Origin of the sequence: Actinomyces timonensis DSM 23838, assembly GCF_000295095.1 — a bacterium.
GTDB lineage: Bacteria > Actinomycetota > Actinomycetes > Actinomycetales > Actinomycetaceae > Actinomyces > Actinomyces timonensis.
Map to the genome: position 1 here is coordinate 145,749 of NZ_JH806634.1, position 25,310 is coordinate 171,058.

Sequence of the window (25,310 nt, forward strand, 5' to 3'; positions counted from 1 at the left end):
CCTTCCCTGGAGGTTCCCCAATGAATGATGCTGTGACCAGCCCTGACGAGGCCACTGCCGCGCTGGAGGCCCTGCACGCCGCCACCCCCGACCACGCCGCGGAGGAGGCCGAGGTCGAGACGATGGCCGACGGCGCCGGCCCCGCCGAGGGCGCGCCCGAGGTGGACGGGGCGCCCGACGCCGTCGATACGGACGAGGCTGGGGCTGACGGAGCCGATCGCGCCGCCGAGGCCGAGCCCGCCGACGACGATCACGACGAGGTCGAGGACACGATCCCCGACTTCGAGTTGCCCGAGGACGCCGCCATCGCGGCGAGAGCCCTTGCCATCGCCACCGCGGCCGACCGGATCGGCGTCCCCCTCCCGGAGGCCGCTCCCGAGACCGCGGTGGAGAGCGCCGAGCCCGAGGCAGCCGACGACGGCGGGGCTGAGGACGCTGATGGCGCCGAGTCCGCCGACGGCGCGGAGCGCGAGCCCGAGGGCGCGCCGGCCGAGGGCGGCGATGACGCGGCTGAGCAGGTTGAGGAGACTCCTGCTGGTCAGAGCGATGATGCTGTGGTCCTGCCCGTGGTCTCCAACGCCGCCGTCGCGGCCGCCGCCCTGGGCGTCATCACCGCCGCCGAGCGGGCCTTCCGCGCGTACGCCTCCGCCGACACCCCGGAGGACGCGCCTGACGAGGCCGAGGAGGACGGCGCCGCCGAGGATGAGGCCGAGTCCGCCGACGACGAGGCCGACACCCTCGATGACGTCGTCGCTGCCGAGCCTGAATCCGCCGATGCCGACGGCGCGGATGAGCCGGAGGAGCCGACAGGGGACGCCGACGACGCAGAGGCCTCTGCCCATGGTGCGGAGGACGCCGCTGCGACCTCCGAGGATGAGGCTGTCGCTGACACCGAGCCCGCCGAGGAGGAGGCCGCGCCTACCAGCGCCGAGCCCTCTCACGCTCCTGCCGCGGAGCAGCCAGCTGAGGCCGAGGCCGAGGCCGCAGATGAGGAGCCCGCCGACGAGACCGCCGCGGACTCTGACGCTACCGAGCCCGCCGCTGTCGGCCCTGCCGCTGTCGGGGCCGCTGTGGCAGTGGCCGCTGGCGCCGCCGCGGCCGCCGCAGCCGCCGCGGCTCCGAGCCTCACGCTCCCCGAGACCGCCACCCCGGAGATCGCCTCCGAGGAGCCCGGCTCCGAGGCTGGCGCGGATGACGGGGCGGAGGCCGCCGATCGCGCTGACGCGGCTGAGGGGACCAGCCGCGCCGCCGCTCTCCTCGCCCTGGCCAAGGGCTCCCTCCACAACCCCCGCCACCTCATGATCGCCGCGGCGGCCGCCGTCGCCGTCGTGTGGCTCGGCTCGGCCATCTGGACCACCCAGGCCCTCGCCGATGACTCGACCGTCGGCGGCGTGAGCGTCGGCGGGATGAGCCCCTCGGAGGCGAGGAGCGCCGTCGAGCAGTCCTTCGCGACGAGTCTGGCGCAGCCGGTCACGGTGACCGCTGGCGATAAGTCCGCTCAGATCACGCCCGCGGACTCCGGCGTGAGCGTGGATGCCAAGGCCAGCGTCGGCCGCCTCACGGGCTTCACCCTCAACCCGCTCACCATCATCGACCGCTTTGGCGGCGACTCGGTTCCCGCCACCACCTCGGTGGACTCGGCCGCCCTCACCCGGAGCCTCAACAGCCACCTGGGCGAGCTCTCCTCGGGCACTGTCAACGCCGAGATCTCCCTGCAGGGCACCAAGCCCGTCGTCTCGCCGAGCCACGCGGGCGCCGGCGTCGACGTCGAGGCCTCCGTGGACGGCCTGTCCTCCGACTGGCCCCTGGACTCGTCCAGCATCACCCTCGCCGAGGGCACCACCCGCCCCGCCGTCACCGACGACGAGGCCCAGGCCTACGCCGACACCGTCATCACACCGGTCCTGTCCGCCCCCGTGACGATCACCGCCGATGGGGCGACGACGGCCGCGCCGGCCAACGGCACCCTCACTCTGAGCCCCCAGCAGCTCGCGCCGATGCTGCGCATCAGCTCCGAGACGGGTGAGCTGTCCGCCACCGTCGACCCCGAGGCTCTGCGGCAGGCGGTCACCGGGGCGATGGGGTCCCAGATCGAGAGGGCCGCCGTCGAATCCGGATGGACCATCGAGGGACACGCCGACGCCACCCCCCAGTACGTGGCCCCCGTTGACGGCCTGACCATCGACACCGCCGCGCTGTCCACGGAGATCATCACCACCGGCAGTGCCCAGACGGACGCCTCCCAGCGCACGGTCACCCTCCCGATGACCGCCTCCGCGCCGTCGTCCACCACCGCGCAGGCCGACTGGGGGATCAAGGAGGTCGTCGGCGAGTACTCGACCCCCTTCTACGAGGACGCCGCGCGCACCCAGAACCTCACCGCCGGGGCCGCCGCGATCAATGGCGAGATCATCATGCCGGGCGCCACCTTCTCCACGAATGACGCCCTGGAACCTGTGGATGCCGCCCACGGCTTCACCTACTCGGGAGTCATCCTCAACGGGGTCCACACCAATGCCTTCGGCGGCGGCCTGTCCCAGATCGGCACCACCGTCTTCAACGCCAGCTATGAGGCGGGGATGGACGACGTCGAGCACCACCCGCACTCCTACTGGTTCGAGCGCTACCCGGCCGGTCGTGAGGCGACTCTGTGGTCCCCGGAGAATGGGGAGGGTGAGGAGCTGGACGTCAAGTTCGCCAACTCGACCCCCTATCCCGCGCTTATCCAGGCGTGGGTGGCTGACGACCAGGTGCATGTGCGCCTGTGGTCCACGCACTACTACGACGTCTCGATCGTCTCCGGTGAGAAGGAGGGCTACACGCCCATCGGCACCACCAACCGCTCCGGGCCCGGCTGCGAGCCCTACGGTGGGGGAGAGGGCGGCTTCTCCATCACGGTGACCCGGAACCGCAAGGCCCCGGACGGCACCGCCACCGAGGACGTCCTCCACACCACTTATGGCCCGGACAACGCCGTGACCTGTTCCGGCGGGGGTGGCGGGCAGGCCCAGGCCTCCGCGGCGCAGTCAGGGCAGGCCCAGAGCCCGGGCGGGTCGTCCCAGACGAGCGCGCAGGGCCAGCAGGCGCCCTCGGGCGGATCATCCTCGGCGCCGGACTCCGCGGGCTCTCCTCAGGCGTCCACGCCCGACGCCGCCCCCGCGGCGCCCCAGCCGCAGGACGCCGCTCCCGCGCCCGCCCCGGCGCCCGCTCCCCAGTCGACGACGGCGGCCTAGATCGCCCCCGGCGCCGGGGGCGATCTAGGGCAGAAGGACTAGCCCAGACTGGCCGGGACTGGCCAGGCCGCGCCCGCAGCGCGACGAGGCGGTGGATGTGGGCCGGGAGCGCGCGGGCGCGAGTGCCCGGCACCGCATCAGGCCTCCGGGGAGTCCTCAGCCCCGCCGCGAGGACCGCGCGATGCGCACCCCGACCGCCGCTGACAGCGCGCAGGCCACCACGATGATCGCGGTGAGCCCCGTGGCCGAGGGCCTGAAGAGATAGACCGCCGCGGCGACAATGACGAGGGTCGCGACGCCGCAGCCGACGATCGCCAACAGCGCCTGCGGGCCCCGGACTCGATCCGGCCGCATCATCGGCACTCCGTTCCGGGCTCCTGAACGCATCGCTGCCGCAGGATGGCGGCGAGAACATGCCGCTGTGGCTCGATCACGATCAGCCTCCTTGATGATCGGAGCTGCTACTGTCCGCGCCACTCAGCCTAGCCTGGCGAGTGGGCTCGACGCCGGTTAGCCGGGTCGAATGGGCGTGCCAGCCGCCACTGTCGGGCCGTGTTGGGGATTTGGGCCTGGCGGGGGAATACTTGCCCTTGATCGGACGCCGCCGAGGATCGGCGCCGGGCCCTAGCCGAGAGGAACCCTGCCATGACATACGTCATCGCCCAGCCGTGCGTGGATGTCAAGGATCGCGCCTGCGTTGACGAGTGTCCGGTGGACTGCATCTACGAGGGCGAGCGGAGCCTGTACATCAACGCCGACGAGTGCGTGGACTGCGGCGCCTGCGAGCCCGTGTGCCCCACGGAGGCGATCTTCTACGAGGACGACGTCCCCGAGGAATGGGCGGACTACACCCGCGCCAACATCGACTTCTTCGAGTTGCGCGGCCTCGGCTCGCCCGGCGGCGCCCAGAAGACCGGCGCCCTGGACTACGACGACCCCATGATCGCCGCTCTGCCCCCGCAGAACGAGGAGTACCGCGCCGAGCACGGCCTCGACTGAGCGCACTCGTCGGAGCGGCGGGACCGCGGCGTAGGGAAGGGCTGCCATGGATGTTCGATTCACCTTCCGCGTGCTCAGGTCGCTGGACCTTGGGTCGTTCAGTGGCAGAGTTCCTGAAGAGCTGAGCGGCACGATCTGCGTTCTTTGGTGAACACGGGCCTTGATGGACTGCAGCACCCGCTTCTCGATGACGCGCGGAGGATCCTCGACTCCGGCGGTTGTGGGACGACTCATCGCCAAGCCACTCAATCGGCGGGCAGGCGGGTCTGGGAGATCCGTATGTCTGGAGGAGCCGCCTGGCGAGGAGCCCTCGTGCTGGAAGGCGACGTGGGCTGGATTGTCCACGTCGATCAGCATGACAAGTTCCATTCAACGGTCGCCGGCGTTCTCAAGGCGTCCACCGCTGAGGCGTGGATGCCCAGGAGACTCGACCGCGACGTGCTTGCGCAGGACCTGGAGCGCCGTCGCCTGCGCGAGGTCCGGCGAGTCATGGTGGAGCAGTTCGTCGACGTGTTGGTCCAGGCTTCGCGGACACCGGATCAACCCGTGCTTTCCAGTGTTCAGACGGCCTCTGCTGAGTCTCCTCGCCGTATACCGATCGAAGCGATCATCGTGCCTGGGGAGGCGTCGGACGTCGCGTGGGAACAGGCGCACGAGCATGACGCACTGGTCGAGGTCTTGATGACAGTCGGGTTCCGTGAAGATCCTCTTGTGCGCACATCCCTGGAGGAGTTCCTCCAGTGGCTTGGCGAAGGGAGAGTCGATTCGGTTGTCACGCCGGACGGTCGAGGCCTCGCTTTTTACATCGAGGTGCCATATAGCCGTCTGGTGGCACTCGCGGCCTCGGAGAGGGTCGACTGTGATGTGGCTGGTAGGTTGGAGGTTCTCAAGGCTCCCACCCATGTGCACTACGTGAGAAAGGGCCTCATAGCGGAGAGCGTCTACGAGGGCTCTGCGCTCAGGGCGTTGTGCGGTAGGTGGTTCGTGCGGAAATGCGGCGAGGAATCGGGGCTGCCGATCTGCCCCGACTGCGAACGCCGCCTGCCTGTTGCCCGGGAAGTTCTAGATCATCTTACGAAGATGGTTCAAGATCCTCTAGGTCCTTGAGGGCCTGCGGGGAAAGCGGAGCCTCCTCGTTCACGGCGGCCTGGAGCATCTCCTCCTTGTGGGCGAGGTCGTACGCCATCTGCGCGCTCGCCTCCTCGCGGCGCTTGATGTAGTCGAGGACCTCGGGGGTTGGGATGCGGCGATCCTTGCCAACGTAGTGGAAGGCTAGGAGTCCCCGGTCCATGAGCTTGTAGACGCTCGGGCGGCTCATGCCCAGTGCCTTGGCCGCCTGCGTGGGCGTCAGGGGCTGGTCCAGGCGGAGAACTGCGACATCGGCACCGTTCTCGAGGGACACAATGAGGTTCTCAAGCAGGATCGCCAACGGGTCGTCCTGGGGGAGCCCCTGCGCGGTGCGCGCGAGTGCCTCAAGGCTCTGCGAGTCGAGCGATGAGGCCTCGACGGTGATGAGGGATGCTGTCTTGACTGCCATGGGTTCACCTCGCTGGTGATGGGGCGCGTGGTTCCAGGGGGTGCGCGAGTGTCGTGCCTGGCGGATGGCGCGTGGAGAGGGCGGCTGACGTCGTAACTGTAGCATCTGAGATATCTGTATTACATGTAAATGCGAGTGATCATCTCCTCACGGGGGACAATGCGCGTGTGACCACCTCGCCTGCCCTCCCGCGTCCCCTCGCCCTCCCGGACTTCCCCTGGGACACGCTCGCCCCCTACCGGGCGCGCGCCGCCGAGCACCCCGGCGGCGTCGTCGACCTCGCCGTGGGCACCCCCGTGGACGACACCCCCGCGATCGCCCGCGAGGCCCTGGCAGCGGCCTCCAACGCCCCCGGCTACCCCGCCGCCGTCGGCACCCCCGCCCTGCGCGCCGCCATCATCGACTGGGCCGCCCGCCGCCGCGGCGTCACCGGCCTGACCGACGCGCACGTCATCCCCACGATCGGCTCCAAGGAGTCCGTCGCCCTCCTGCCCCTCCATCTCGGCGCGCGCCCCGGCGACCTCGTCCTCCACCCCCGCGCCGCCTACCCCACCTACGACGTCGGCGCCCGCATCGCCGGGGCCACCCCCGTCCCCGTCGACACCGACGCCGACCCCGCTACCTGGGAGCTCCCCGACGGCGCGGGCACCCCCGAGCATCCGATCGTCATGATCTGGCTCAACAGCCCCGGCAACCCCGATGGCCACGTCCTCGACGTCGCCCAGCTCGCCCGGATCATCGCCTGGGCGCGCGAGCGCGGCGCCGTCGTCGCCTCCGACGAGTGCTACGCCGAGCTCGGCTGGGAGGCCCCCTGGGACACCGAGCCGATTCCTAGCCTCCTCGACCCCCGGGCCACAGGAGGGGACCTGAGCGGGCTGCTCGCCCTCTACTCCCTGTCCAAGCAGTCCAACCTCGCCGGCTACCGCGCCGCCCTCCTCGCCGGGGACCCCGCGCTCGTCGGCGCCGTCACCGAGATCCGCAAGCACACCGGGATGCTCCCACCCGCCCCGATCCAGGCCGCCATGACCGCCGCCCTCGCCGACGACGAGCACGTCACCGCGCAGCGGGATGTCTACCGCGCCCGCCGCGAGGCGCTCGTCGGGGCGACGGCGGCCGCCGGCCTCGTGCGCGACCCCGCCTCCGTGGCGGGCCTCTACCTGTGGCTCGGCCTGCCCGAGGGCGCGGCGCCACGGGGCGCCTACGAGCTCGTCGGCGCCTTCGCCGAGCTCGGGATCGTCGTCGCCCCCGGTGACTTCTACGGCGAGGCCGGCGCCGGGCGCGTGCGCATGAGCCTGACCGACACCGACGAGCGCGTCGCGGCGGCCTGCGAGCGGCTGCGCTCGCCGCGCGCCGCCGAGCTCTTCGCCTCCTGAGAGGTGACGCGGAGGTGACGGCGCGATCGCTACAGTGAGTCGGACCCTGGGGACCCAGGCCCACCGGCTCGAGGCGCCCGCCCGCGCGGAGCGCCGAACAGTGAGGAGACCGATATGACCGACACCAGCCCCACCATGGGCCCGGCCGCCGCCGAGCCGCAGTCCCTCAACGACAGCGACGCCGTCGGCGTCCTCACCATCGAGGACCGCCGCCTCGAGCTCCCCCGCGCCTACGCCACCGAGGGCTCCGATGGGCTGGGCGTGGGCAAGCTCCTCGCGTCCACCGGCATGGTCACCCTCGACCCGGGCTTCACGAACACGGCGTCGTGCACCTCCGAGATCACCTATATCGACGGTGGCGCCGGCATCCTGCGCTACTGCGGCTACCCCATCGAGGAGCTCGCCAAGTCCTCCTCCTTCCTGGAGGTCGCGTTCCTCCTCATCAACGGCGAGCTGCCCGACGCCGAGACTTTCGAGCGCTTCGAGCGGCGCATCGCCCGCCACCGCCTCCTCCACGAGGACTTCAGGAGCTTCTTCACGGCCTTCCCCTCCTCGGGCCACCCCATGGCGATCCTCCAGGCGGGCATCTCCGGTCTGGCCACCTACTACGAGGACACCCTCAACCCGCACGACCCCTACGAGCGCGAGCTCGCCACCGTCCTGCTGCTGAGCAAGATGCCGACGATGATCAGCTACATCGCCCGGCGCGCCATCGGCCTTCCCCTGGTCTACCCGGACCCCAAGTGCGGGTACGTCGAGGACTTCCTGCGCCTGACCTTCGGGATGCCCTACCAGGCCTACGAGATCGACCCCGCGATCGTGAAGGCCCTGGACATGCTCCTCATCCTCCACGCCGACCACGAGCAGAACTGCTCGACCTCCACGGTGAGGCTCGTCGGCTCGGCGGATGCCAATATGTACGCCTCCGTGGCTGCGGGCGTGGGCGCCCTGTCCGGGCCGCTGCACGGCGGCGCGAACGAGGCCGTCCTGCGCATGCTCGACACGATCCAGGCCTCCGGCATGACCACCGCCGAGTTCGTCCGCAAGGTCAAGAACAAGGAGGACGGCGTGCGGCTCATGGGCTTCGGCCACCGGGTCTACAAGAACTACGACCCGCGCGCCGCCATCGTCAAGGCCACCGCGCATGACGTGCTCACCCGCCTGGGCAGCGACTCAGGGGACCGGATGCTGCAGATCGCGATGGAGCTGGAGGAGACGGCGCTGAGCGACGACTACTTCGTGTCCCGCCGCCTCTACCCCAACGTGGACTTCTACACGGGCCTCATTTACCAGGCGATGGGTTTCCCCACGAAGATGTTCACGCCGCTGTTCGCCCTGGGGCGCCTGCCCGGGTGGATCGCCCAGTACCGGGAGATGATCTCCGACCCGGCCAAGCGCATCGGGCGCCCCCGCCAGGTCTACACCGGCGCCACCGAGCGCCACTACGTCGCTATCCACCGACGCAAGCGCTCCGACGCCGTCTACCCCGGCACCCGGGTTGGCGAGCGCGCGCTCGACCACGTCAACAAGGTGTGAGGCGGGGCCCACGTGGCGGGAGCGGCTTCTTGAGAGCGCCGTCTTGAGATAGCGTTACTCGGGTAGAAGGTGCTCCAGAACCTCGATCAGCGGCGGAATATCGTGCTCGAGCATCGACCAGACGCGTCTGTGATCGACCGAGTCGTAACCATGCGCGATCACGTTCCTCGTCGTGCGGCTTGCAAGGCGTCCCAGAGGTGCGCCGGTGTGTCAGGCAGCATAGAGCTCCTGGGCGGTGCTCAGAACTGTGCGGGCGATATACGGGTTGCGCAGTTGCTCCGCGTCGACCAAGTCGACGGGCGCTCCTACACTGCTTTCAAGGTCGCTGCGCAGTGAGAAGAATGCATGGAATGTCCTCTCGGCGTCGGGCTTGTAGTCGACCAGTAGGTCGATGTCGCTGTGGGACGGATCGAATCTATCGGTCAGAGCCGAGCCGAAGAGACGCAGGCGAGCGACGCCGTGATGCTCGCAGGCGCGTGTGATCGCCTCGCGATCCAGTGCTAGGAGGGGGCTCATTCCCGCATCATCTCATCTCGTGTGGCACGAGACCAGGCAGGGCTGAGCTCAAGTCCCCGGCAGGGAGCTCGGCTCCCGCTCAGTCGCGGCGCGGCGCGGCGTCGAACTCGATGCTCTTCCCGCCCCGGGGGAGGGCCTCGACCGCCCCCGACTGCGAGTTGCGGCGGAACAGGACGTTCGAGGCGCCTGCGAGCTCATGCGCCGGCACCACGCGCGGCTCCTGGAACAGGCCGTGCCCGCCGGGGACGACGCCGCCGGACGGCATGACCGACACCCTCGTGCCCGCCGTGATGTACAGCCCGGCCTCCACCACGCAATCGTCGCCCAGGGGGATGCCCAGGCCCGAGTTGGCCCCCAGCAGGCAGCGCTCGCCGATGCTCACGCGCCGCAGGCCGCCGTCGGAGAGCATCCCCATCGTGGAGGCGCCGCCGCCGATGTCGGAGCCGTCGCCGATGATGACGCCCTGCGAGACGCGCCCCTCCACCACCGAGCGGCCCAGGGTGCCCGCGTTGTAGTTGACGAAGCCCGACGCCAGGACCGACGTCCCCTCGGACAGGTAGGCGCCCAGGCGCACGCGGGCGCCGTCGGCGATCCTCACGCCCTTGGGGACCACGTAGTCCGCCATCTGCGGGAACTTGTCCACCGAATGCACGTGGACCGGGCGGCCCAGGGCCCGGCGCAGGCGCATGCGCGTCTCCTCGAAGCCCTCCGCGGCGCAGGGCCCGGCCCCCGTCCACACCACGGTGGGCAGGCGGGAGAAGATGCCGTCCAGATTCACCGTGTTGGGCTTGGCCAGATGATGCGAGAGCACGTGGAGGCGCAGGTACGCGCCGGCGACCGTCTGCGGGGCATCGTCGAGATCCGCCCAGGTGCGCACCACCGTGGTGTGAACGCCGCGCGCCTCGTCCTTCGTCTCCATCGCGGTGAGCGTGGCCAGCAGGTCGGCGTGGCCGTCGGCCGGCTCCTCGCCGAGGATCGGCTGCGGGTACCAGACGTCGAGGGTGGAGCCGTCGTCGGTGACGGTGGCCAGGCCGAGGCCCCAGGCGCTTCGCGTTGTCATGGCCCCAGCCTACGGGAGGAGTGCCGACACGGCTCGACTCTCCCGGTATCCGGGCCGGGCCCACCTGGGTGGCACAATCGCATCCATGGAGCGCACCACGATCCACCTCATGCGCCACGGCGAGGTCCACAACCCCGAGGCGGTCCTCTATGGGCGCATGCCCGGGTACCACCTCTCCGAGCTCGGCCAGCGCATGGCGGCGCGCGTCGCCGAGGTCCTGCGCTCCACCGATCACGACATCGCCGCCGTCATCACCTCCCCCCTGGAGCGCGCCATCGAGACCGGCGCGCCCACCGCGCGGGCCTACGGGCTGGAGGCGACGACGGATGAGCGCCTCATCGAGGCTGGCAACCATTTCGAGGGCGTCGCCGTCAATCGGAACCGCTGGGTCCTGGCCCACCCGCGCCACTGGCCCTACTACACCAATCCCTTGCGCCCCTCCTGGGGTGAGCCCTACACCGAGCTCGTGGCCCGCATGAGCGGCGCCATCCGCTCCGCGCTGCCCGTCGCGCGCGGCCGCGAGGCGCTGCTCGTCTCCCACCAGTTGCCCGTGTGGGCCACGCGGCTCTGGGTGGAGGGCCGCCCCCTGGCGCACGACCCCCGGCACCGCCAGTGCGCGCTCGCCTCCCTGACGTCCCTCACCTTCGACGGCGGGACGCTCGTGGGCGTGGACTACTGGGAGCCCGCTGGCGAGCTGCTGCGCGTGGCCGAGGACATGGTTCCCGGGACCTCCGCCGCGAGTGAGAAGGGAGCAGCGTGACCTCGGACAAGAAGCAGGAGGAGAAGCCGGAGAAGCGGGCGGAGGGCGCGCTCGAGGAGGGCGCCGAGGCGCGCCGGGAAGCCGCCGCCGAGGCGGGGGCCACCAGCGCTGGGAGCGCCGCGAGTGGCGACTCCGCGCCGAGCGGCGAGAGTCCCGAGGCACCTGGGAGCGCTGCGAGTGCTGAGAGCGCCGAGGACGCGAACGACGTCGAGAGCCCCGGGGACGCAGAGCACCCCGAGGAGCATGGCGGCGCTGAGGAGAGCGAGACCGCCGCGGGTGGCGCGGAAGGCACGGCAGGCGGGGCGAGCACTGTCAGCGCCGCAAGCATCGTCAGTGCCGCAAGCGCTGGCAGCCCGGATGCGGCGCCGCCGTCGTTCCGGCCGGTGAGCGCGGGGAGCCCTGTCTCCCCCGGGAGCCCAGCGGGCCCGGCGAGTCCGAGCAGCCCCGCCACCGCGCAGGAGGCCCCCGACGCCGTCGCGCCGGTGGCCGAGCCGAAGAAGGGGCTCATCCGCCGGGCGTCGTCGAAGAACGACGAGGTCGTCACCATCAAGGTCCGGGAGATCTTCGACATCGTCGACGCCCGCGAGGCGCAGGCCGAGGCCGAGCGCCTCGCGGCGGAGCGGGCCGCTGCCCAGCCGAGTTGGACCGGGCAGGACTTCGTGTGGTGGAACACCGCCGCAGTCCTCACCGCCGCGCGCGCCGGGCGCCGACCCAACCCCGTCTCGCCGATCATCGATCCCGTGCGCAGCTCCTTCGGCTCGGGGGAGTGCATGCTGGCCAGCTGTGACGCCGAGCTGCTCATGTGGCGGCGCGGCGACGCCACCTACAACCCCTCCCGGGGATTCTTCCTCGCGGGAGGGCCGGTGGGCCTGGCCCTGACCGCCGCGTTCTTCAGCGGGCAGGCCGTCGTCAACAAGAAGCGGCGACGCGCCGCCGCCGCGGACGCCGTCGAGAAATGGCGGCACCTGGCCAATGCCCGGCTGACCGTGTCCACGCACGGGATCTACATCGGCACGGGCGAGGGCATCATGCCGGTGGGGTACCACGAGGTGCAGGAGGTGGCCTCCACGGGCCCGGGAGAGATCGTCATGGCGGCGAGCAACGCCAAGGGCACCGCGCGCTGGAAGCTGCGCGGCCAGTGGGCCGAGCTCGTCCTCGTGCTGTGGTCGGTCCTGTACATGCCCGAGCACCCTCAGGTGGTGGGCCGCACGTGGCTGCCCCAGGGCTGGCTGGATCACGCGGCGGCGAATGGCTATCCGGTGGACACCTCCACTTGGCCCCGATTCACCCCGAACCCGGATCCGCCCTCCCTCCCCTGAAGCGAGACCGGGCGAACAGCACGGCGAAACCGGGCGGTTTTCCACAGGCCGGCGCTGGTCGGGGCGGTGTTGGCGGGTTATCCACAGATCTGCGAGAGGGCCTGGCGCGCGGGCCGGGCGGGCCCTAAGGTGGGGGCCGACGGCGAGGCCGCCGTCACTGGGGCCGACCTGGGGCCTCGGATCCATCCCCTGGTCCATATCCGCCCGCTCGCTTCCTGCTTGGAAGGCCCCAGACCCATGGCCCCCACGCTTCCCCGCACCCCCGCCCGCGCCTTTGGCGCCACAGGATCTCGACGACCCCCTGGCCCCGGTACACAACCGCCCCGTCGGCGCCGACCGCGCAGGCACCTCGCGACAGCGGCGGGCGGGCGCTGGGCCCACCCAATCGCCCTCATCCTGACCGCCTGCTGCGCCGCCAGCCTGACACTGCTGACCGCCTGCGCCAAAGACGCGCCCCCGACCGAAGTCACTGGAACCCTGCCCACACGCTTCTTCTCCACCCCCGACGCCAGCGCAGATGCTTCAGCAACCCCCGCCGCAAGCGCATCGCCGTCCCTCAGCCCAGAGCTACAGGCTCAACGCGCCAGCGCACTGGCCGAGCCCAAACCAGTCATACCGCCGGAGGCCAGTGAGAACACCGAAGAAGGCGCCGTCACCGCCGCCTTTTACTTCCTCCAACTCTACCGCTACGCCTTCATCACCGGCGACACCACCGACCTCGCCGCCATGAGCGAAGACAGGTGCACGTTCTGCTCATCGGCAGCCAACGATGCCACCAAGCTCCACCAGGAAGGCGGATGGGCCAACCCTTGGGAACTCGATATTCAAAGTATCGACTATATCCCCAAAGCAAATGGGAAAGACTATGATGGAGTTAGAGTAAAAGTGCAAGTTGGTGATTCCATTACAGTTAACGGGGCGGGGGATCAAGTGCGGCACAACACCAAGCAGGAAACAATATTTGTCGCCTTGCGATACTATGACGGTTCGTGGCATATTGGCGAAACAGGAGTGGAGTCATGACCGCTTTGACGATTGCATATTGCGCAATGGCACTACTCGTCGCCCAGACAATGCCAGCCACCCAAGGTGTGGGAACCGATGATCAGCAGTATTTCGAAGCCCACGGCCACGGCAACATGGTTGCCGCAGAGTCCTTGACATACGAGGAAGTGCCGGTTCAAAATTCCGCTCCGCCAGCGGGTTCTGGAAACGCTGCGGTCGGCTCATCTGGCGCTCCCGCAGTGTCAGCGGCATCGCCTCAAGACAGCCCAACCGGAGGACACTGGAACTGCTGGGTGGAGGAGATCAGCGATCTCAACAAAACGGGGCACTGCACCCTGCAGAGCGACGACACCCCAGCGGACCCAGCTCCCGCCGCCCCGGCCCCCGCGCCCATCGTGCTCACCTCCCACGACGTGGCCACCCTCATCGTCGACGGCTCCGGCGTCTTCATCCAGCCGCCCGGCGGCACCGTCCTGCTCCACATGCCGCTGATCGCCTACACCAACCCCACCACCAGAACACTGACCACCAGCGTCGGCGGCACGAGTGTTGACGTCGAGGTCACCCCCGCCACCTACACCTGGAACTGGGGAGATGGAACCACCTTCTCCACCACCGATGCCGGCCAGCCCTACCCCAACCAGAGCGTCACCCACCTGTACGCCGCCACAGCCGACAACGTCGTCGTCTCACTGACCACCACCTGGACCGCACGCTTCAAGCCTTCCGGCGCCGCCGACTGGCAACCCGTCGACGGCTACGTCACCACCACCCAATCCGCCCCACCCTTCAACATCCGCCGACTCATCCCCTACCTGTCCGACGACGCAGAAGAACACCAAGGCCACTAACCCCCACCACACACCACACCGAACCGGCCTCGCTTCTCATTTCGACCGGTCTTGTCATGAAGACGCACCCTATTCGAACCGCGCGCCCCGATCACGCCTAACCGCCCACAAGAACAGAATCTCGCCGTGCTGATCGCCCGGTTTCGCCGTGCTGATCGCCCGGTCTCGCATATAGGGAGGGGCTATGGGGTGTCAGGGGGCGTCGGGGGAGGGGGAGTCCCCGTCGGGGCCCTCATTGCGGCGACGGCGGATATCGCGCTCCAGGTTCCGCAGGAACTCCGGGTCGTCATCCGGGCCCAGCGGCCGCTGCTTCTCCGGGCGGCGGAACTCGACGCCCTCGCGCGAGGACCACAGGTTCGGCTCCACGACGCCCCCGCGCTCCTCGGCCACCTTCACCCGCGAGGTGATGATCCACGCGATCGGCCCCACGCCGGTGAGCGCGAGGATGATGAGGATCCACATGGGCTTCGGGAGCCGCGCGGGCAGGTCTTCGCCCGGGGTGCGGGCGCAATCGAGCACCGAGTAGATCGCCAGGGCGATGAGGAGGACGATGAAGACGGCGCGCACGGCTCTAACCCTATCCGAGTCGCCGACGGAGGGCAGACCCGGGCCGTCCCACAGCACAGGCGGTGCGAGGATGCCCCCGTGAGCACGCGCCCCGCCCCCCTCCTCCTGCGCGGCGGAACCAGTCCCGACGACGTCGCCGTCCTCCGCGCCGCCCTCGCCCCCCTGCTCCACCTGGGCGGCGCCACGACCAGCGCTCCCCACCCGCCGCTCGTCCCCATCTCCCCCCAGGAGGACGAATCCCGCGTCCTCGCCGACCTCGAGCGCCGCCTCGACCCCGACGGCCCCGCGTCGCTGGCCGACCTCCTCCTGCGCACCTCCGGCTCCACCACCGGCACCGGCAGCCTCATCGCCATGCGCGCCACCGCGCTCGCCGCCTCCGCCCGCGCCACCCACGACCGGCTGTCCGGCCCCGGCACCTGGGTCCTCGCGCTCCCCGCGCACCACGTCGCCGGGCTCCAGATCCTCGTGCGCTCCCTCGTGGCGGGGACCGAGCCCGTCGTCGTCGATACCACCAGCGGATTCACCACCGCCGCCCTCACCGCCGGCCTCACCCGCGCGCTCGCCGCCAGCAGCGGCCCCGTCTACCTCTCGCTCGTGCCCACCCAGCTCCTGCGGGCGCTGGCCGACCCCGCCTGCGTCCACCTCCTGGCCCGCACCAGCGCCGTCCTTCTCGGCGGGGCCGCCGCCGTCCCCTCCCTGCTCGACCGCGCCCGCAGCGCCGGCATCCCGGTCATCACCACCTACGGGATGAGCGAGACCGGCGGCGGCTGCGTCTACGACGGCGTCCCCCTCGACGGCGTCACCGCCACTATCGAGGACCCGGACGCCGACGGCGCCGGCCGCATCGCCCTGGCCGGGCCGGTCCTCGCCCTCGGATACGCCCACCGCGCCGCCCCCGCCCCGCCCGAGCCCGGCGCGCCCGCCTCGTCGCGCTTCATCACCCGCGACGGATCACCCCTCCTGCTCACCTCCGATCGCGGGCGCCTTGGCGCGGACGGCCGCCTCATGGTCCTCGGCCGGCTCGACGACGTCATCATCACTGGCGGCATCAAAGTGGACCCCCGCGAGGTCGAGGCGGCTCTCGCCGCCCTGCCGGGAGTCGGGGAGGCCTGCGTCGTCGGCGTTCCCGACGCCCAGTGGGGGAGCGCCGTGGCGGCTGCCGTCGTCCCCGCGCCCACCGAGGGCGCCGGGCTGGACGCCGAGGCCCTGCGCGCGGCCGCCCGCGCCGCTCTCCCGGGGGCCAAGGCCCCTAAGCGCGTCGTGGTCGTGCCCGAGCTGCCCCTGCGCGGCCCCGGCAAACCCGACCGCAGGGCCGTGCGGGATCTTCTCAGGGGGGAGCCGCTCTAGCCGGCGGGCCGGCCTCCCCCTGGCGCCCCGGGACGCCCTCCATGGAGCGCGCGCCGCCTCGCCGTTACGCTGGGCCCCGGTGGAGCGAGAGAGGCGCGCGATGACGGGGTACGGCTATGTTCCGCAGGACAACGCCGCGGCTTCTGGCCGCACGGCCCCCGGCGGCGTGCCTTGGCCGGCCCCGCGGGGCTACCCGCCGCAGGCCCCGCCCGGACGGGCACTGCCGGCGGCGCCATCCTTCGGCCCGGGGACCGCGCCGCCCGCCCCATTCCAGGGCAAGCCGCCTCTTCCCGTCGACAAGGAGCGGATCGTCCTGCGCCAGTGGTCCACGCCCTCGGGCCTCGTCATCCTCGTCGTCCCCTCGCTCGTGGGCCTCCTCGCTATCTGGGGCGGCGTCGTCGCCCTCATCGCGGATGGGGGAGGCCAGGCCCAGTCGATCTACTTCTTCGTCATCGGGGGCCTGCTCGTGCTCGTGGGGTGCGTTCTGCTCTCCATGCGCTCGATCCTGGGCCCCGAGGGCATTGAGCTGCGCACCTTGTTCGGCTCCAGAACGGTGCCGTGGCCGAGCGCCCGCGAGGGGCTGACCGTCGGCACCCGGGCGAGGGGCAAGGCCGGTCTTGTGCGATGCTCCGCCTGGTTGAACGTGATCACCCCGCACGGGAAGCCCGTGCGCCTGACGGGCCTGGAGTGGATGGGCCCCAGCGTTCCTCCCCTCACGCGGCGCGCCCACGCGGAGGGGGACCGCATCTGGGCCTGGGCCTGGGCGCGCGGATACATCCAGAGCGCGCGCCCCGCCCGGGCGCCGGAGCCTCGAGGTGCGATCCGGGGCCCATCCTGGCCCGTCGGCGCCGAGGGCGGCGCCGCGCGTGCCCCCCTCCGCTTCGCGGACGAGTACGGCGCCGCCTTGGAGGAGAGCAGGGCCGTTCAAGCCGAGCGGGAGCGCCGCGAGAAGGCCTCCGAGCGTGGGGCCGCGGCCGGTGCCCAGGCAGGCCCGGCCCCCGGTGGCGGCAGCGCCGCGACTGCTCCTCGGGCGACTGCGCCGCACCCGTGGCGCCCCGCCCCGCGCAGGGTGGTGGACCCCCTGCCCCTGGACAAGGACCGGATCGTCCTGCCCCGATGGTCGCCCCCGATCGCCCTGCGCAGGATCGCGGTGATGGCCGGGCTCACTCTCCCGGCCATGTGGTGGGGCGTGCGCTTGTGGAGCGCGTCCGGCTCCTCCTGGGGAGCGATCCTCCTGGTTGGCGCGGGATCGCTCCTCCTGGCCCGGACCTGTGTGAGGGCCACCGGCCGCACCGTCCTGGACTCCCGCGGCATCGCCGTGCGCACCCTCATCTCCTCACGGCGCTGGCCGTGGCCGCGTTCGCGCACCGGGCTGTACGCCGACCAGGACACCATGCCCCGGCCGTCGGTCGCGGGCTCCCGGCTCGTCCTGGTGCGCTCCGATGGCGATCCCAAGCCCCTGCCCGGCACCGACGTCCATGACGGGGAGCTCGGTTATGAGGCGGCCGAGCGCGGTGCCGTCGAGCAGGCCGACCGCATCTGGGCCTGGGCCTGCGCCCGCGGTTACACCATCGAGAGCGGCGAGTACACCTACCTCAAGAACTCCATCTACGACCTGGAGCAGTCCCTGCGCAACAGGCAGGAGAGGCGCCATGGCCTGACTGCCGGCGACCACCCGCCGCGCCCATAGCCCCGCTGGCGCTCCCTCCCCGGGCCCTCCCCCCCTCGCCGAGAGGGAGGCCTCTCTCCCCCTCCCGGCCTGGAGCGCATGCGTTCGTGCCTGGAGCCCAGGGGCGTCGGGTAGGCTCACCGCCGTGCCGCGCGCGTATGCGCTGCCCGCGCTCCGCTTGAGAGGACCCCATGACCGCCACCGCCCATCCCGGTCCTGCCGCGGCGCCGTCCCCCGGCGCCACCAACTGGGCGGAGGTCGTGCGCCTGCGCACCCTGCCGGCCGCCGTCGCCCCCGTCCTCCTGGGGGCCGGCGCCGCCACCTCGCTCGGCACCGGATCCCTGCTGCGCACCCTGCTCGCGGCGGGCGTCGCCCTGGCGCTCCAGATCGGCTGCAACCTCGCCAATGACTACTCCGATGGCGTGCGCGGCACGGACGATGAGCGCTCCGGCCCCCCGCGCCTGACCGCCTCGGGGCAGGTGGCGCCCCGCAGCGTCAAGCTCGCCGCCTTCGCCTGCTTCGGGATCGCCTCCGCGCTCGGACTCGTGCTCGTGGTGCTGACCGGCCAGTGGTGGCTCATCGGCGTCGGCGCCGCGGCGGTGGCCGCCGCCTGGTTCTACACCGGCGGCTCGCGCCCCTACGGCTACGCGGGCCTGGGGGAGGTCTTCGTCTTCGTGTTCTTCGGGCTCGTCGCCACCTGCGGCACCGCCTATGTCCAGGGCGGGGCCGTGCCAGGCTGGCTCTGGCTCGCCGCCAGTGGGATCGGCCTCATCGCCTGCTCCCTGCTCATGGTCAACAACCTGCGCGACATCGCCACCGATCCAGCCCACGGGAAGATGACGCTGGCCGTGCGCCTCGGGGATTCCCGCGCCCGGACCGCCTACACGATCATGGTCTTCCTGCCGATCCTCATCGCCGCGGGATCGCTCCTGTGGGCCCACACCGCCTCCGGCGGTGACCAGGGGGTCGTGGTCCTCATCGACCTCCTGGCCCCCGTCATCCTCATCTCCACCTTCGCATGGCGCGCCGCAGCCGCTGTCAGCGCCGGTGCCACGGGACGCGAGCTCATCGCCTCCCTGCGCAACGCGGGCCTTTACGAGCTCGTCTACGGCGTCGTCGTCGGCCTGGCCTTCCTCATCGTGGGGACCTGAGGACTCGCAGGCGCGACAGCGCCCCGGCGCCTGCCTCGAGGAACGGGGCGGGGCGTCGGGGCGCTGCTCGTGGGGCTCAGTTGCCGTCGCTGTCCGAGTCCATGGAGTCACCGCTCATGGAGTCGGTGGGCGCCTCGGACGCGCCCCCGCCCATGGTGTCGTCGTCGCTGCCCATGGTGGATCCGCCGTTCATGGAGTCGGCCGGCTCGGTGGAGTCCCCGCCCATCTTGTTGTCGTCACCCATGGTGGGGCCATCCTTCATCGAGTCGGTGGGCTCGGAGGAGGAGTCAGCGCCCTTGGTGGTCGCCGGCGCTGTAGTGGCGGCGGGGGTCGTGTTCTTGGAGTCCCCGGAGTCCGAGGATCCGCAGGCGGCGACGCCGAGAGCGGCGACGGCGATGAGTGCGGCGGCCATAGTGGTGCGGATGCGCATGTGCTTCTCCTAGTGATGGGGTGATGCGAGCGCACACGAGACGTGCGTCGTCGCGGTCGGTTCGCGGCACCATAACGAATAGATCACGGCAGATTCTGTGGTGTACCTCATAATCGCTGGTGATCGTTGGTGGCTGCTCATGCTTGCCCGACCGCCGCTCGGCGCGGAATCGCGCGGCGATCCATTCCGCTGGCGCCCTCTCGTATCCGTGGGGATCTCTTGGCGCCCGTCTCACGGAGCGTGCGCGAGCACGACGAGCCCTCGGCGCGGCCCTCTCCCCAACTCAGAGGCCGCGCCGAGGGAGCTTCTACTCCGCGATGATCGCGGGGGTCACTTCGCGCCGTCGGTCATCTTCCCGTCGGACATCTTGTCGTCCTTGCCGTCGGTCATCTTCCCGTCGGACATCTTGTCGTCACTCATCTTGCCGTCATCCATCTTGTCGGCGGTGGCGGTCGCGGCGGGCTTCGTGTCCTTCATGTCCTTCGAGTCGCTGGACGAGCCGCAGGCGGCGATGCCGACGGCGGAGACGGCGATGAGGCCGGCGGCCAGGGCGGTGCGAGCGGTGCGAATGCGCATGGGATCTCTCCTGTACGAGGTGTCGTGGTCGGGCCCGCCTCGTGGCGAGCCATCACCCCTCGTTCGGGGCCGGGGCCCCGCCGGATCGGATCCATTCCTGTGACGCTCGCCATAGCTTCTTGATCCCGTTTCCACCGATCCGCCCACCGCCCGGCGCCGAACCACGGGTGAATCCATCCCACCGACACACGAGGAGCCCAGATGCTCATCAGTCTTGTCCTCATCGGCTTCTTCGGAGGCCTCATCACCGGCATATCGCCATGCATCCTGCCGGTCCTGCCCGTCATCCTCCTGTCCGGGGGCGCCCAGGGCGCCAAGGGGGAGGGGGAGAAGGCGCCCTCGCGCCTGCACCCCTACCTCGTCGTCGGCGGCCTCGTCCTGAGCTTCACCACCTTCACGCTCATCGGCTCCACGCTGCTCAACCTGCTCAACCTCGCGCAGGACGCGATCCGCTGGGCCGGTGTCATCCTCCTGGCCCTCATCGGCATCGCGATGATCATCCCGAAGGTCATGGAGATCATCGAGCGCCCCTTCGCGCGCTTCCAGAGCGCTGGCGGCGGCAAGACGCCGAGCAACGGCTTCCTCCTCGGCCTCGTGCTCGGAACCGCCTACGTCCCCTGCGCCGGTCCCGTCCTCGCTGCCGTCTCCGTTGCGGGCTCCACCGGCAAGATCGGGGCGGACACCGTGGCCCTGGCCGTCTCCTTCGGACTGGGCACCGCTATCCCCTTGCTCGCCTTCGCGCTCGCGGGCCGCGGCATCACCGAGCGCCTCAAGGCCTTCCGCACCCGCCAGAAGGGCATCCGGATCGCCGCCGGTGCCATGATGATCCTGCTGTCCGTCGCCCTGGTCACCGACCTGCCCGCCGCCGTCCAGCGCGCCCTGCCGGACTACACCGCCTCCCTCCAGGCCAAGACCGATGAGGCCCTGGCCGCCACCCGCAGGGTCCCCGAGGGCCGCGGGGCCTGCGTCGACGGCGCCGACCACCTGGCCGACTGCGGCACCGTCCCCGAGCTGACCGGTATCAAGGCCTGGTTCAACACTCCCGGCGAGCAGCCGCTCACCGCCGCCGACCGCGAGGGCAAGGTCCACCTTTACGACTTCTGGGCCTACTCCTGCATCAACTGCCAGCGCTCCATCCCCGGCATCGAGAAGCTCCACGAGACCTACCGTGACTCCGGCCTGCAGGTCGTCGGCATCCACTCCCCGGAGTACGCCTTCGAGAAGGAGGTCGACAACGTCCGCGCCGGCGCCGAGAAGCTCGGGATCACCTACCCCGTCGCCGTGGACTCCGACCTGGCCACATGGACCGCCTTCGACAACCACTACTGGCCCGCCCACTACCTCGTCGACGCCACCGGGCAGCTGCGCCAGGTGAAGTTCGGCGAGGGCGGCGAGGAGACCACTGAGAAGCTCGTCCGCGAGCTCCTCACGCAGGCCAACCCCTCCGTTGCCCTCCCCGAGCCGGTCTTCACCGAGGCGGACAACGCCCCTGACGTCTCCGCCGCGCGCAGCCCTGAGACCTACCTCGGCTCCGACCGCGCCCAGTACTTCGCAGGAGGTGTCCTCAAGCCAGGATCCGGCACGTTCAGCTTCCCCGCCGAGCAGAAGGAGAGCGGCTTCTCCCTCGACGGCGCTTGGAACGTCGAGGGCCAGAAGATCAACCCCGACGGCGCCCCAGGCAAGCTGCGCCTGTCCTGGAAGGGCAAGCATGTCTACCTCGTCGCCTCAGGGGAGGGGAACGTCACCTGGAAGGACGGTGGCCAGGAGAAGAGCATCCACATCTCCGGCACGCCCAACACCAATGAGCTTGTGAGCCTCGCCGAGCCCTCCTCAGGGCAGCTTGAGCTCACGGTCGACCCGGGGGTCTCCCTGTACTCCTTCACCTTCGGGTGAGAGAGGCAGTCCCCGGCTGCGAATGAGAAGAGAGGAGGAGTCGAATGAGGAGGCGCCCCGTCGGGCCCGTACCATGCGCGGTGTGGATAAGCAGCGGTACACCGAGCGCGGCGATCAGGCTGATGCTCTCCTGGAGCGCGTTGCCCAGGGGGACGAGCAGGCCTTCGCCGAGTTGTACGACGCCTGGGCGGGGCGCCTCCTCGCCCTCATCATCCGCATCGTCGTCGATCGCGCCCAGAGCGAGGAGGTCCTCCAGGAGGTCATGCTCGAAGCCTGGCGCAGGGCTCCCTCCTTCGACCCCGCGCGGGGGACGGGGCGGGCCTGGCTCGTCACCATGGCCCGCCATCGGGCCATCGACAGGGTCCGCGCGGCCCAGGCCGCGCGCGACCGCGAGGACGCCTGGCAGGGCTACCTGCCCGACACCGACGTCACCGTCGCCGAGGTGGAGGATCGCATGGAGGCCAGCAGGGTCCGCCAGGCCCTCGACGCCGTCGGGGAGCCCCATCGGACCACGATCGCCCTGGCCTACTTCACCGGCCTCACCCACACCGAGATCGCCCAGCGCATGGGAGTGCCGCTGGGCACCGTCAAGAGCCGCATCCGGGACGGCATGGCCAAGATGAGAACACATCTAGGAGGACAGCGATGAGCAGGGAAGGAGACGACATGACTGACGCGACGCGCGCCGACGGCGAGGAGCTGGACTCGCTCCTCGACGGCGAGACCGGAGCGCTCCTCGGAGCCTCCCTGCGCCCCGTCGATCCGCCCGCGCCGATGCGCGCCGCCCTCCTGGAGCAGATCAGGGGGATCGAGCAGGAGCGGCCCGCGCAGGCGGCTGAGGTCGGCGCGGCCCCAGAGCCCGGGCAGGCCGGCGAGGGCGGGAAGGCTGGCAAGGCTATGCCCGCGGATGACGGCCTCGCCCCCGTCATCCCGCTGCGGCGCCGTCGCGCCTGGCGCTACACCGCCCAGGCGGCGGCCGCCGTCGTGCTCATCGCCGCTGGCTTCGGCGCCGGATTCCACTCCGGCTACGGCTCGGGCTACGGCGGCGGGCACGACACCGCCGTGGAGCACATGACCCCGATGGTCGACTACGCCCACCTCAACGAGGCCCAGGACGTGCGCCGGGTGACGGACACGATGCCCGACGGGCACGTCGCCACGCTGACCTGGAGCGAGGGCATGTCCATGACGGCCCTGTCCCTGCCCCAGGAGATGCGCTCCTCCGCCAGCGGGGCCAGCCTGCAGGTGTGGCTGGAGGACCCGGCCTCGGGCATCACCTCGCTCGGCGTCTACTCGCCCGACGGGGACGCGACCTTCGCCTTCCTGCCCGCGATGCCGCGCCCCGGCCAGCGCGTCCTCATCACCGCTGAGCCCACCGGGGGTTCCTCCCAGCCGACGACGGCGCCACTCGTCGTCCTCGCCGTCGGCGGGCAGGGGGCAGGGGCGAGCGCGCCGGCGCCCCCGAGCGGCCCCGTCGCTGGGCCGGCCTCCACGCCGTCGTCCGCTCCCGCGGGCACCAGCCACGCTTGAGGCCACCGGCGCGGCATACAGGGCGGCCCCGGCACCGAGCGATCGGTACCGGGGCCGCACTATGCGGTGAGAGGGGGCGTCAGCGGGCGCCCTCGGAGAGGGGCACCTCGGCGTCGGGCTCATGCGTGATCCGGTTGCGGATATCGCGGCGCACCACCTCGATGCTCCACAGCCAGATGATGTGCCCGAAGAACTCCGAGAAGTGCTCGGACCAGGTCTGCGCGCCAGCCACCCACGGGAAGGGATTCGGCGCCCAGCCAAGCAGCGGCATGACGACGACGTGAGCGCCGACGTACACGAAGACACCGAAGGCGGCGCCCTGCCACAGCTTGATGGCGGGGTAGTACTCGGCGATGACGCAGTAGATGAGGGCGAACACGATCGCGAAGGTGAAGTGCACGCAGAAGGACATGATCGGCGCCGGGTTGTTGTTGAAGGTGACCATGGTGTGCGAGGTGTCGTGGGACATCCCGAACCACTCCAGCATCGACTGCGGGGGATTGGTCTCCGAGCGGATGCCCGGGGTGCGGGGCGGGAAGGGGACCTCCCAGCCGAACTTCACGATCGCGGAGAAGAAGCCGCCGATGAGGCCGACGATGATCGCGGGGCCGATGCGGCGCCGGGCCGGATCTGTCTTGGTGAGCAATGCGGACACGAGGAGACCTCCTTGGACGGCGACAGCGTGCCGCCGGGTCGTGGACCTCGACGCTGATCGCGCCTGGTGCCGGTCAGCCTGGCACGGCGCGCTCGCGGGTGTCCACGGTTCTGGGATGACCTTTGTGCGTGGCCGCGCGCAGAGGCCGGCTCAGAAGTAGTAGGGGAACGGCGACCAGTCCGGCTCGCGGCGCGCCAGGAAGGCGTCGCGTCCCTCGACGGCCTCATCGGTCATGTAGGCCAGGCGCGTGGCCTCCCCGGCGAAGACCTGCTGGCCCGCCAGCCCATCATCGGCCAGGTTGAAGGCGTATTTGAGCATGCGGATCGCCTGCGGGGACTTCGAGGCCACGATGGCCGCGTACTCCAGGGCGCGCTCCTCCAGCTCGGCGTGGGGCACTGCCTCGTTGACCACGCCCCAGCGCTCGGCGGTGGCGGCGTCATAGGGGCGGGCCAGGAAGAAGATCTCGCGGGCGCGCTTGTCCCCGCACTGGCGGGCCAGCAGCGCCGAGCCATAACCGGCGTCGAAAGAGCCCACATTCGCATCGGTCTGCTTGAAGAGCGCGTGTTCGATGGAGGCCAGCGACAGGTCGCAGATGACGTTGAGGGAGTGCCCACCGCCAGCGGCCCACCCGCTCACGGCGGCGATGACGACCTTGGGCATCATGCGGATGAGCCTCTGGACCTCCAGGATGTGCAGGCGCCCGGCGCGGGCCGCGTCTGTGCGGGCCCTGGCCGCCGCGACATCCGCCTCATGGGAGTAGGGCTCCGATGGCGCTGCGCCCGACCCGCCCTCCGCGCTGGCGCCGCTGGATGTGGGGCCGCCAGCGCCGCTAGCGTCGTCGTCGGTCTCGTAGAGATAGCCGTCCCGGCCCCGGATCCGCTGGTCGCCACCCGAGGAGAAGGCCCAGCCTCCATCGCGCGGCGAGGGACCGTTGCCGGTGAGGATGACGGCGCCGACGTCGCCGCTCATCCGCGCGTGGTCGAGCACGGCGGCGAGCTCGTCCACGGTGCGGGGCCGGAAGGCGTTGCGCACCTCGGGGCGGTCGATCGCCACGCGGACCACCGGGAGGTCGCGCAGCCAGGCGCCGTCGGCGTCCCGCTCGCAGCCGCGGTGGTAGGTGACATCGGTGAGTTCGCCCTCGCCGAAGCCCTCGACCTCCCGCCAGCGCAGGGGATCGAAGATCTCCGAGACGCGGCGGGGCAGGGGATGCGCCGCGCCGGGAGCGGCGGAGTACCACCCGGACGCGGGCGTGGGCGGCCCGGACGGGGCAGGGGCTGATGAGGGTGATGCGGCCATGGACATC

At 71.0% G+C, this 25,310-nt stretch carries 25 protein-coding genes; 15 read left to right on the forward strand and 10 right to left on the reverse strand.

Annotated features, from left to right (window positions below; genetic code table 11):
- The first annotated feature begins 32 nt into the window (after positions 1-32).
- A complete protein-coding gene (locus A1QA_RS15105; protein WP_017178947.1) occupies positions 33-3,233 on the forward strand; it encodes a VanW family protein in 3,201 nt (1,066 codons plus the stop codon).
- 156 nt (positions 3,234-3,389) lie between these two features.
- Here A1QA_RS15105 and A1QA_RS0110950 read toward each other — a convergent pair whose 3' ends face one another.
- Positions 3,390-3,587 (reverse strand): hypothetical protein, encoded by a 198-nt coding sequence (locus A1QA_RS0110950; RefSeq protein WP_154652392.1) that lies wholly within the window; start codon positions 3,585-3,587, stop codon positions 3,390-3,392.
- Positions 3,588-3,878: 291 nt separating this feature from the next.
- Between A1QA_RS0110950 and fdxA the strand changes: the two genes are divergently transcribed.
- Positions 3,879-4,232 (forward strand): ferredoxin, encoded by a 354-nt coding sequence (gene fdxA, locus A1QA_RS0110955; RefSeq protein ID WP_017178949.1) that lies wholly within the window; start codon positions 3,879-3,881, stop codon positions 4,230-4,232.
- 312 nt (positions 4,233-4,544) lie between these two features.
- Positions 4,545-5,339 carry a DUF3039 domain-containing protein gene (locus A1QA_RS14505; protein ID WP_017178950.1) on the forward strand — a complete coding sequence of 265 codons (795 nt, stop codon included), beginning with the start codon at positions 4,545-4,547 and terminating at the stop codon, positions 5,337-5,339.
- Here A1QA_RS14505 and A1QA_RS14510 read toward each other — a convergent pair.
- Positions 5,305-5,769, reverse strand: coding sequence for a helix-turn-helix domain-containing protein (locus tag A1QA_RS14510; RefSeq protein ID WP_017178951.1), 465 nt, complete (start codon positions 5,767-5,769; stop codon positions 5,305-5,307). The two genes, A1QA_RS14505 and A1QA_RS14510, sit on opposite strands and share 35 nt — an antisense overlap.
- A 167-nt stretch (positions 5,770-5,936) precedes the next feature.
- Between A1QA_RS14510 and dapC the strand changes: the two genes are divergently transcribed.
- Both dapC and A1QA_RS14515 read left to right on the forward strand, forming a co-directional pair.
- Positions 5,937-7,142, forward strand: a complete 1,206-nt coding sequence (dapC, locus tag A1QA_RS0110970; protein WP_017178952.1) for a succinyldiaminopimelate transaminase — start codon at positions 5,937-5,939, stop codon at positions 7,140-7,142.
- 114 nt (positions 7,143-7,256) lie between these two features.
- Positions 7,257-8,678, forward strand: a complete 1,422-nt coding sequence (locus A1QA_RS14515; RefSeq protein WP_017178953.1) for a citrate synthase — start codon at positions 7,257-7,259, stop codon at positions 8,676-8,678.
- Positions 8,679-8,732: 54 nt separating this feature from the next.
- Here A1QA_RS14515 and A1QA_RS16825 read toward each other — a convergent pair whose 3' ends face one another.
- The 3 genes from A1QA_RS16825 to dapD form a co-directional block, all read right to left on the reverse strand.
- Positions 8,733-8,840 (reverse strand): HepT-like ribonuclease domain-containing protein, encoded by a 108-nt coding sequence (locus A1QA_RS16825; RefSeq protein ID WP_017178954.1) that lies wholly within the window; start codon positions 8,838-8,840, stop codon positions 8,733-8,735.
- Between the two features lie 48 nt (positions 8,841-8,888).
- On the reverse strand, positions 8,889-9,194 hold the full coding sequence (locus tag A1QA_RS0110985) for a nucleotidyltransferase family protein (RefSeq protein ID WP_017178955.1): 306 nt from the start codon (positions 9,192-9,194) through the stop codon (positions 8,889-8,891).
- 79 nt (positions 9,195-9,273) lie between these two features.
- Positions 9,274-10,254 carry a 2,3,4,5-tetrahydropyridine-2,6-dicarboxylate N-succinyltransferase gene (dapD, locus tag A1QA_RS0110990; RefSeq protein ID WP_017178956.1) on the reverse strand — a complete coding sequence of 327 codons (981 nt, stop codon included), beginning with the start codon at positions 10,252-10,254 and terminating at the stop codon, positions 9,274-9,276.
- 85 nt (positions 10,255-10,339) lie between these two features.
- Between dapD and A1QA_RS14520 the strand changes: the two genes are divergently transcribed.
- From A1QA_RS14520 to A1QA_RS0111010, 4 genes are all read left to right on the forward strand, one after another.
- Complete coding sequence (locus tag A1QA_RS14520) at positions 10,340-11,014, forward strand: histidine phosphatase family protein (protein WP_017178957.1); 675 nt, start codon at positions 10,340-10,342, stop codon at positions 11,012-11,014.
- Positions 11,011-12,333 carry a hypothetical protein gene (locus A1QA_RS16570; RefSeq protein ID WP_017178958.1) on the forward strand — a complete coding sequence of 441 codons (1,323 nt, stop codon included), beginning with the start codon at positions 11,011-11,013 and terminating at the stop codon, positions 12,331-12,333. Before A1QA_RS14520 ends, A1QA_RS16570 begins: the two co-directional genes overlap by 4 nt.
- Positions 12,334-12,570: 237 nt before the next feature.
- Positions 12,571-13,356 carry a DUF6318 family protein gene (locus A1QA_RS16045; RefSeq protein ID WP_154652393.1) on the forward strand — a complete coding sequence of 262 codons (786 nt, stop codon included), beginning with the start codon at positions 12,571-12,573 and terminating at the stop codon, positions 13,354-13,356.
- A gap of 275 nt (positions 13,357-13,631) precedes the next feature.
- Positions 13,632-14,189, forward strand: a complete 558-nt coding sequence (locus tag A1QA_RS0111010; RefSeq protein WP_017178960.1) for a hypothetical protein — start codon at positions 13,632-13,634, stop codon at positions 14,187-14,189.
- Between the two features lie 192 nt (positions 14,190-14,381).
- Here A1QA_RS0111010 and A1QA_RS0111015 read toward each other — a convergent pair whose 3' ends face one another.
- Entirely contained in the window at positions 14,382-14,756 is a 375-nt protein-coding gene (locus A1QA_RS0111015; RefSeq protein ID WP_017178961.1) for a PLD nuclease N-terminal domain-containing protein, read from the reverse strand.
- A 78-nt stretch (positions 14,757-14,834) separates the two neighbouring features.
- Here A1QA_RS0111015 and A1QA_RS14530 point away from each other — a divergent pair, with 78 nt between their 5' ends.
- The 3 genes from A1QA_RS14530 to A1QA_RS0111030 all read left to right on the forward strand — a co-directional run bounded on the left by A1QA_RS14530 (position 14,835) and on the right by A1QA_RS0111030 (position 18,923).
- Entirely contained in the window at positions 14,835-16,103 is a 1,269-nt protein-coding gene (locus A1QA_RS14530; protein ID WP_017178962.1) for an AMP-binding enzyme, read from the forward strand.
- A 100-nt stretch (positions 16,104-16,203) separates the two neighbouring features.
- The gene (locus A1QA_RS16050; RefSeq protein WP_017178963.1) at positions 16,204-17,793 is read left to right on the forward strand and encodes a hypothetical protein; all 1,590 of its coding nucleotides are present in this window, start codon (positions 16,204-16,206) and stop codon (positions 17,791-17,793) included.
- A 170-nt stretch (positions 17,794-17,963) separates the two neighbouring features.
- On the forward strand, positions 17,964-18,923 hold the full coding sequence (locus tag A1QA_RS0111030) for a 1,4-dihydroxy-2-naphthoate polyprenyltransferase (RefSeq protein WP_017178964.1): 960 nt from the start codon (positions 17,964-17,966) through the stop codon (positions 18,921-18,923).
- A gap of 76 nt (positions 18,924-18,999) precedes the next feature.
- Here A1QA_RS0111030 and A1QA_RS16345 read toward each other — a convergent pair whose 3' ends face one another.
- Together A1QA_RS16345 and A1QA_RS0111040 are read right to left on the reverse strand one after the other, a co-directional pair.
- Complete coding sequence (locus tag A1QA_RS16345) at positions 19,000-19,353, reverse strand: hypothetical protein (RefSeq protein ID WP_017178965.1); 354 nt, start codon at positions 19,351-19,353, stop codon at positions 19,000-19,002.
- A gap of 330 nt (positions 19,354-19,683) precedes the next feature.
- On the reverse strand, positions 19,684-19,929 hold the full coding sequence (locus A1QA_RS0111040; RefSeq protein WP_017178966.1) for a hypothetical protein: 246 nt from the start codon (positions 19,927-19,929) through the stop codon (positions 19,684-19,686).
- A gap of 201 nt (positions 19,930-20,130) precedes the next feature.
- Here A1QA_RS0111040 and A1QA_RS0111045 point away from each other — a divergent pair, with 201 nt between their 5' ends.
- From A1QA_RS0111045 to A1QA_RS14540, 3 genes are all read left to right on the forward strand, one after another.
- The gene (locus A1QA_RS0111045) at positions 20,131-21,822 is read left to right on the forward strand and encodes a cytochrome c biogenesis protein CcdA (protein WP_017178967.1); all 1,692 of its coding nucleotides are present in this window, start codon (positions 20,131-20,133) and stop codon (positions 21,820-21,822) included.
- Positions 21,823-21,895: 73 nt separating this feature from the next.
- Positions 21,896-22,471, forward strand: a complete 576-nt coding sequence (locus A1QA_RS0111050; RefSeq protein WP_017178968.1) for a sigma-70 family RNA polymerase sigma factor — start codon at positions 21,896-21,898, stop codon at positions 22,469-22,471.
- Between the two features lie 17 nt (positions 22,472-22,488).
- Entirely contained in the window at positions 22,489-23,352 is an 864-nt protein-coding gene (locus A1QA_RS14540) for an anti-sigma factor (protein WP_017178969.1), read from the forward strand.
- Between the two features lie 79 nt (positions 23,353-23,431).
- Here the strand turns inward: A1QA_RS14540 and A1QA_RS0111060 are convergent, their stop codons facing one another.
- Together A1QA_RS0111060 and A1QA_RS0111065 are read right to left on the reverse strand one after the other, a co-directional pair.
- On the reverse strand, positions 23,432-24,007 hold the full coding sequence (locus tag A1QA_RS0111060) for a YagU family protein (protein WP_017178970.1): 576 nt from the start codon (positions 24,005-24,007) through the stop codon (positions 23,432-23,434).
- Between the two features lie 150 nt (positions 24,008-24,157).
- Entirely contained in the window at positions 24,158-25,303 is a 1,146-nt protein-coding gene (locus A1QA_RS0111065; RefSeq protein ID WP_017178971.1) for a 1,4-dihydroxy-2-naphthoyl-CoA synthase, read from the reverse strand.
- Between the last annotated feature and the right edge of the window lie 7 nt (positions 25,304-25,310).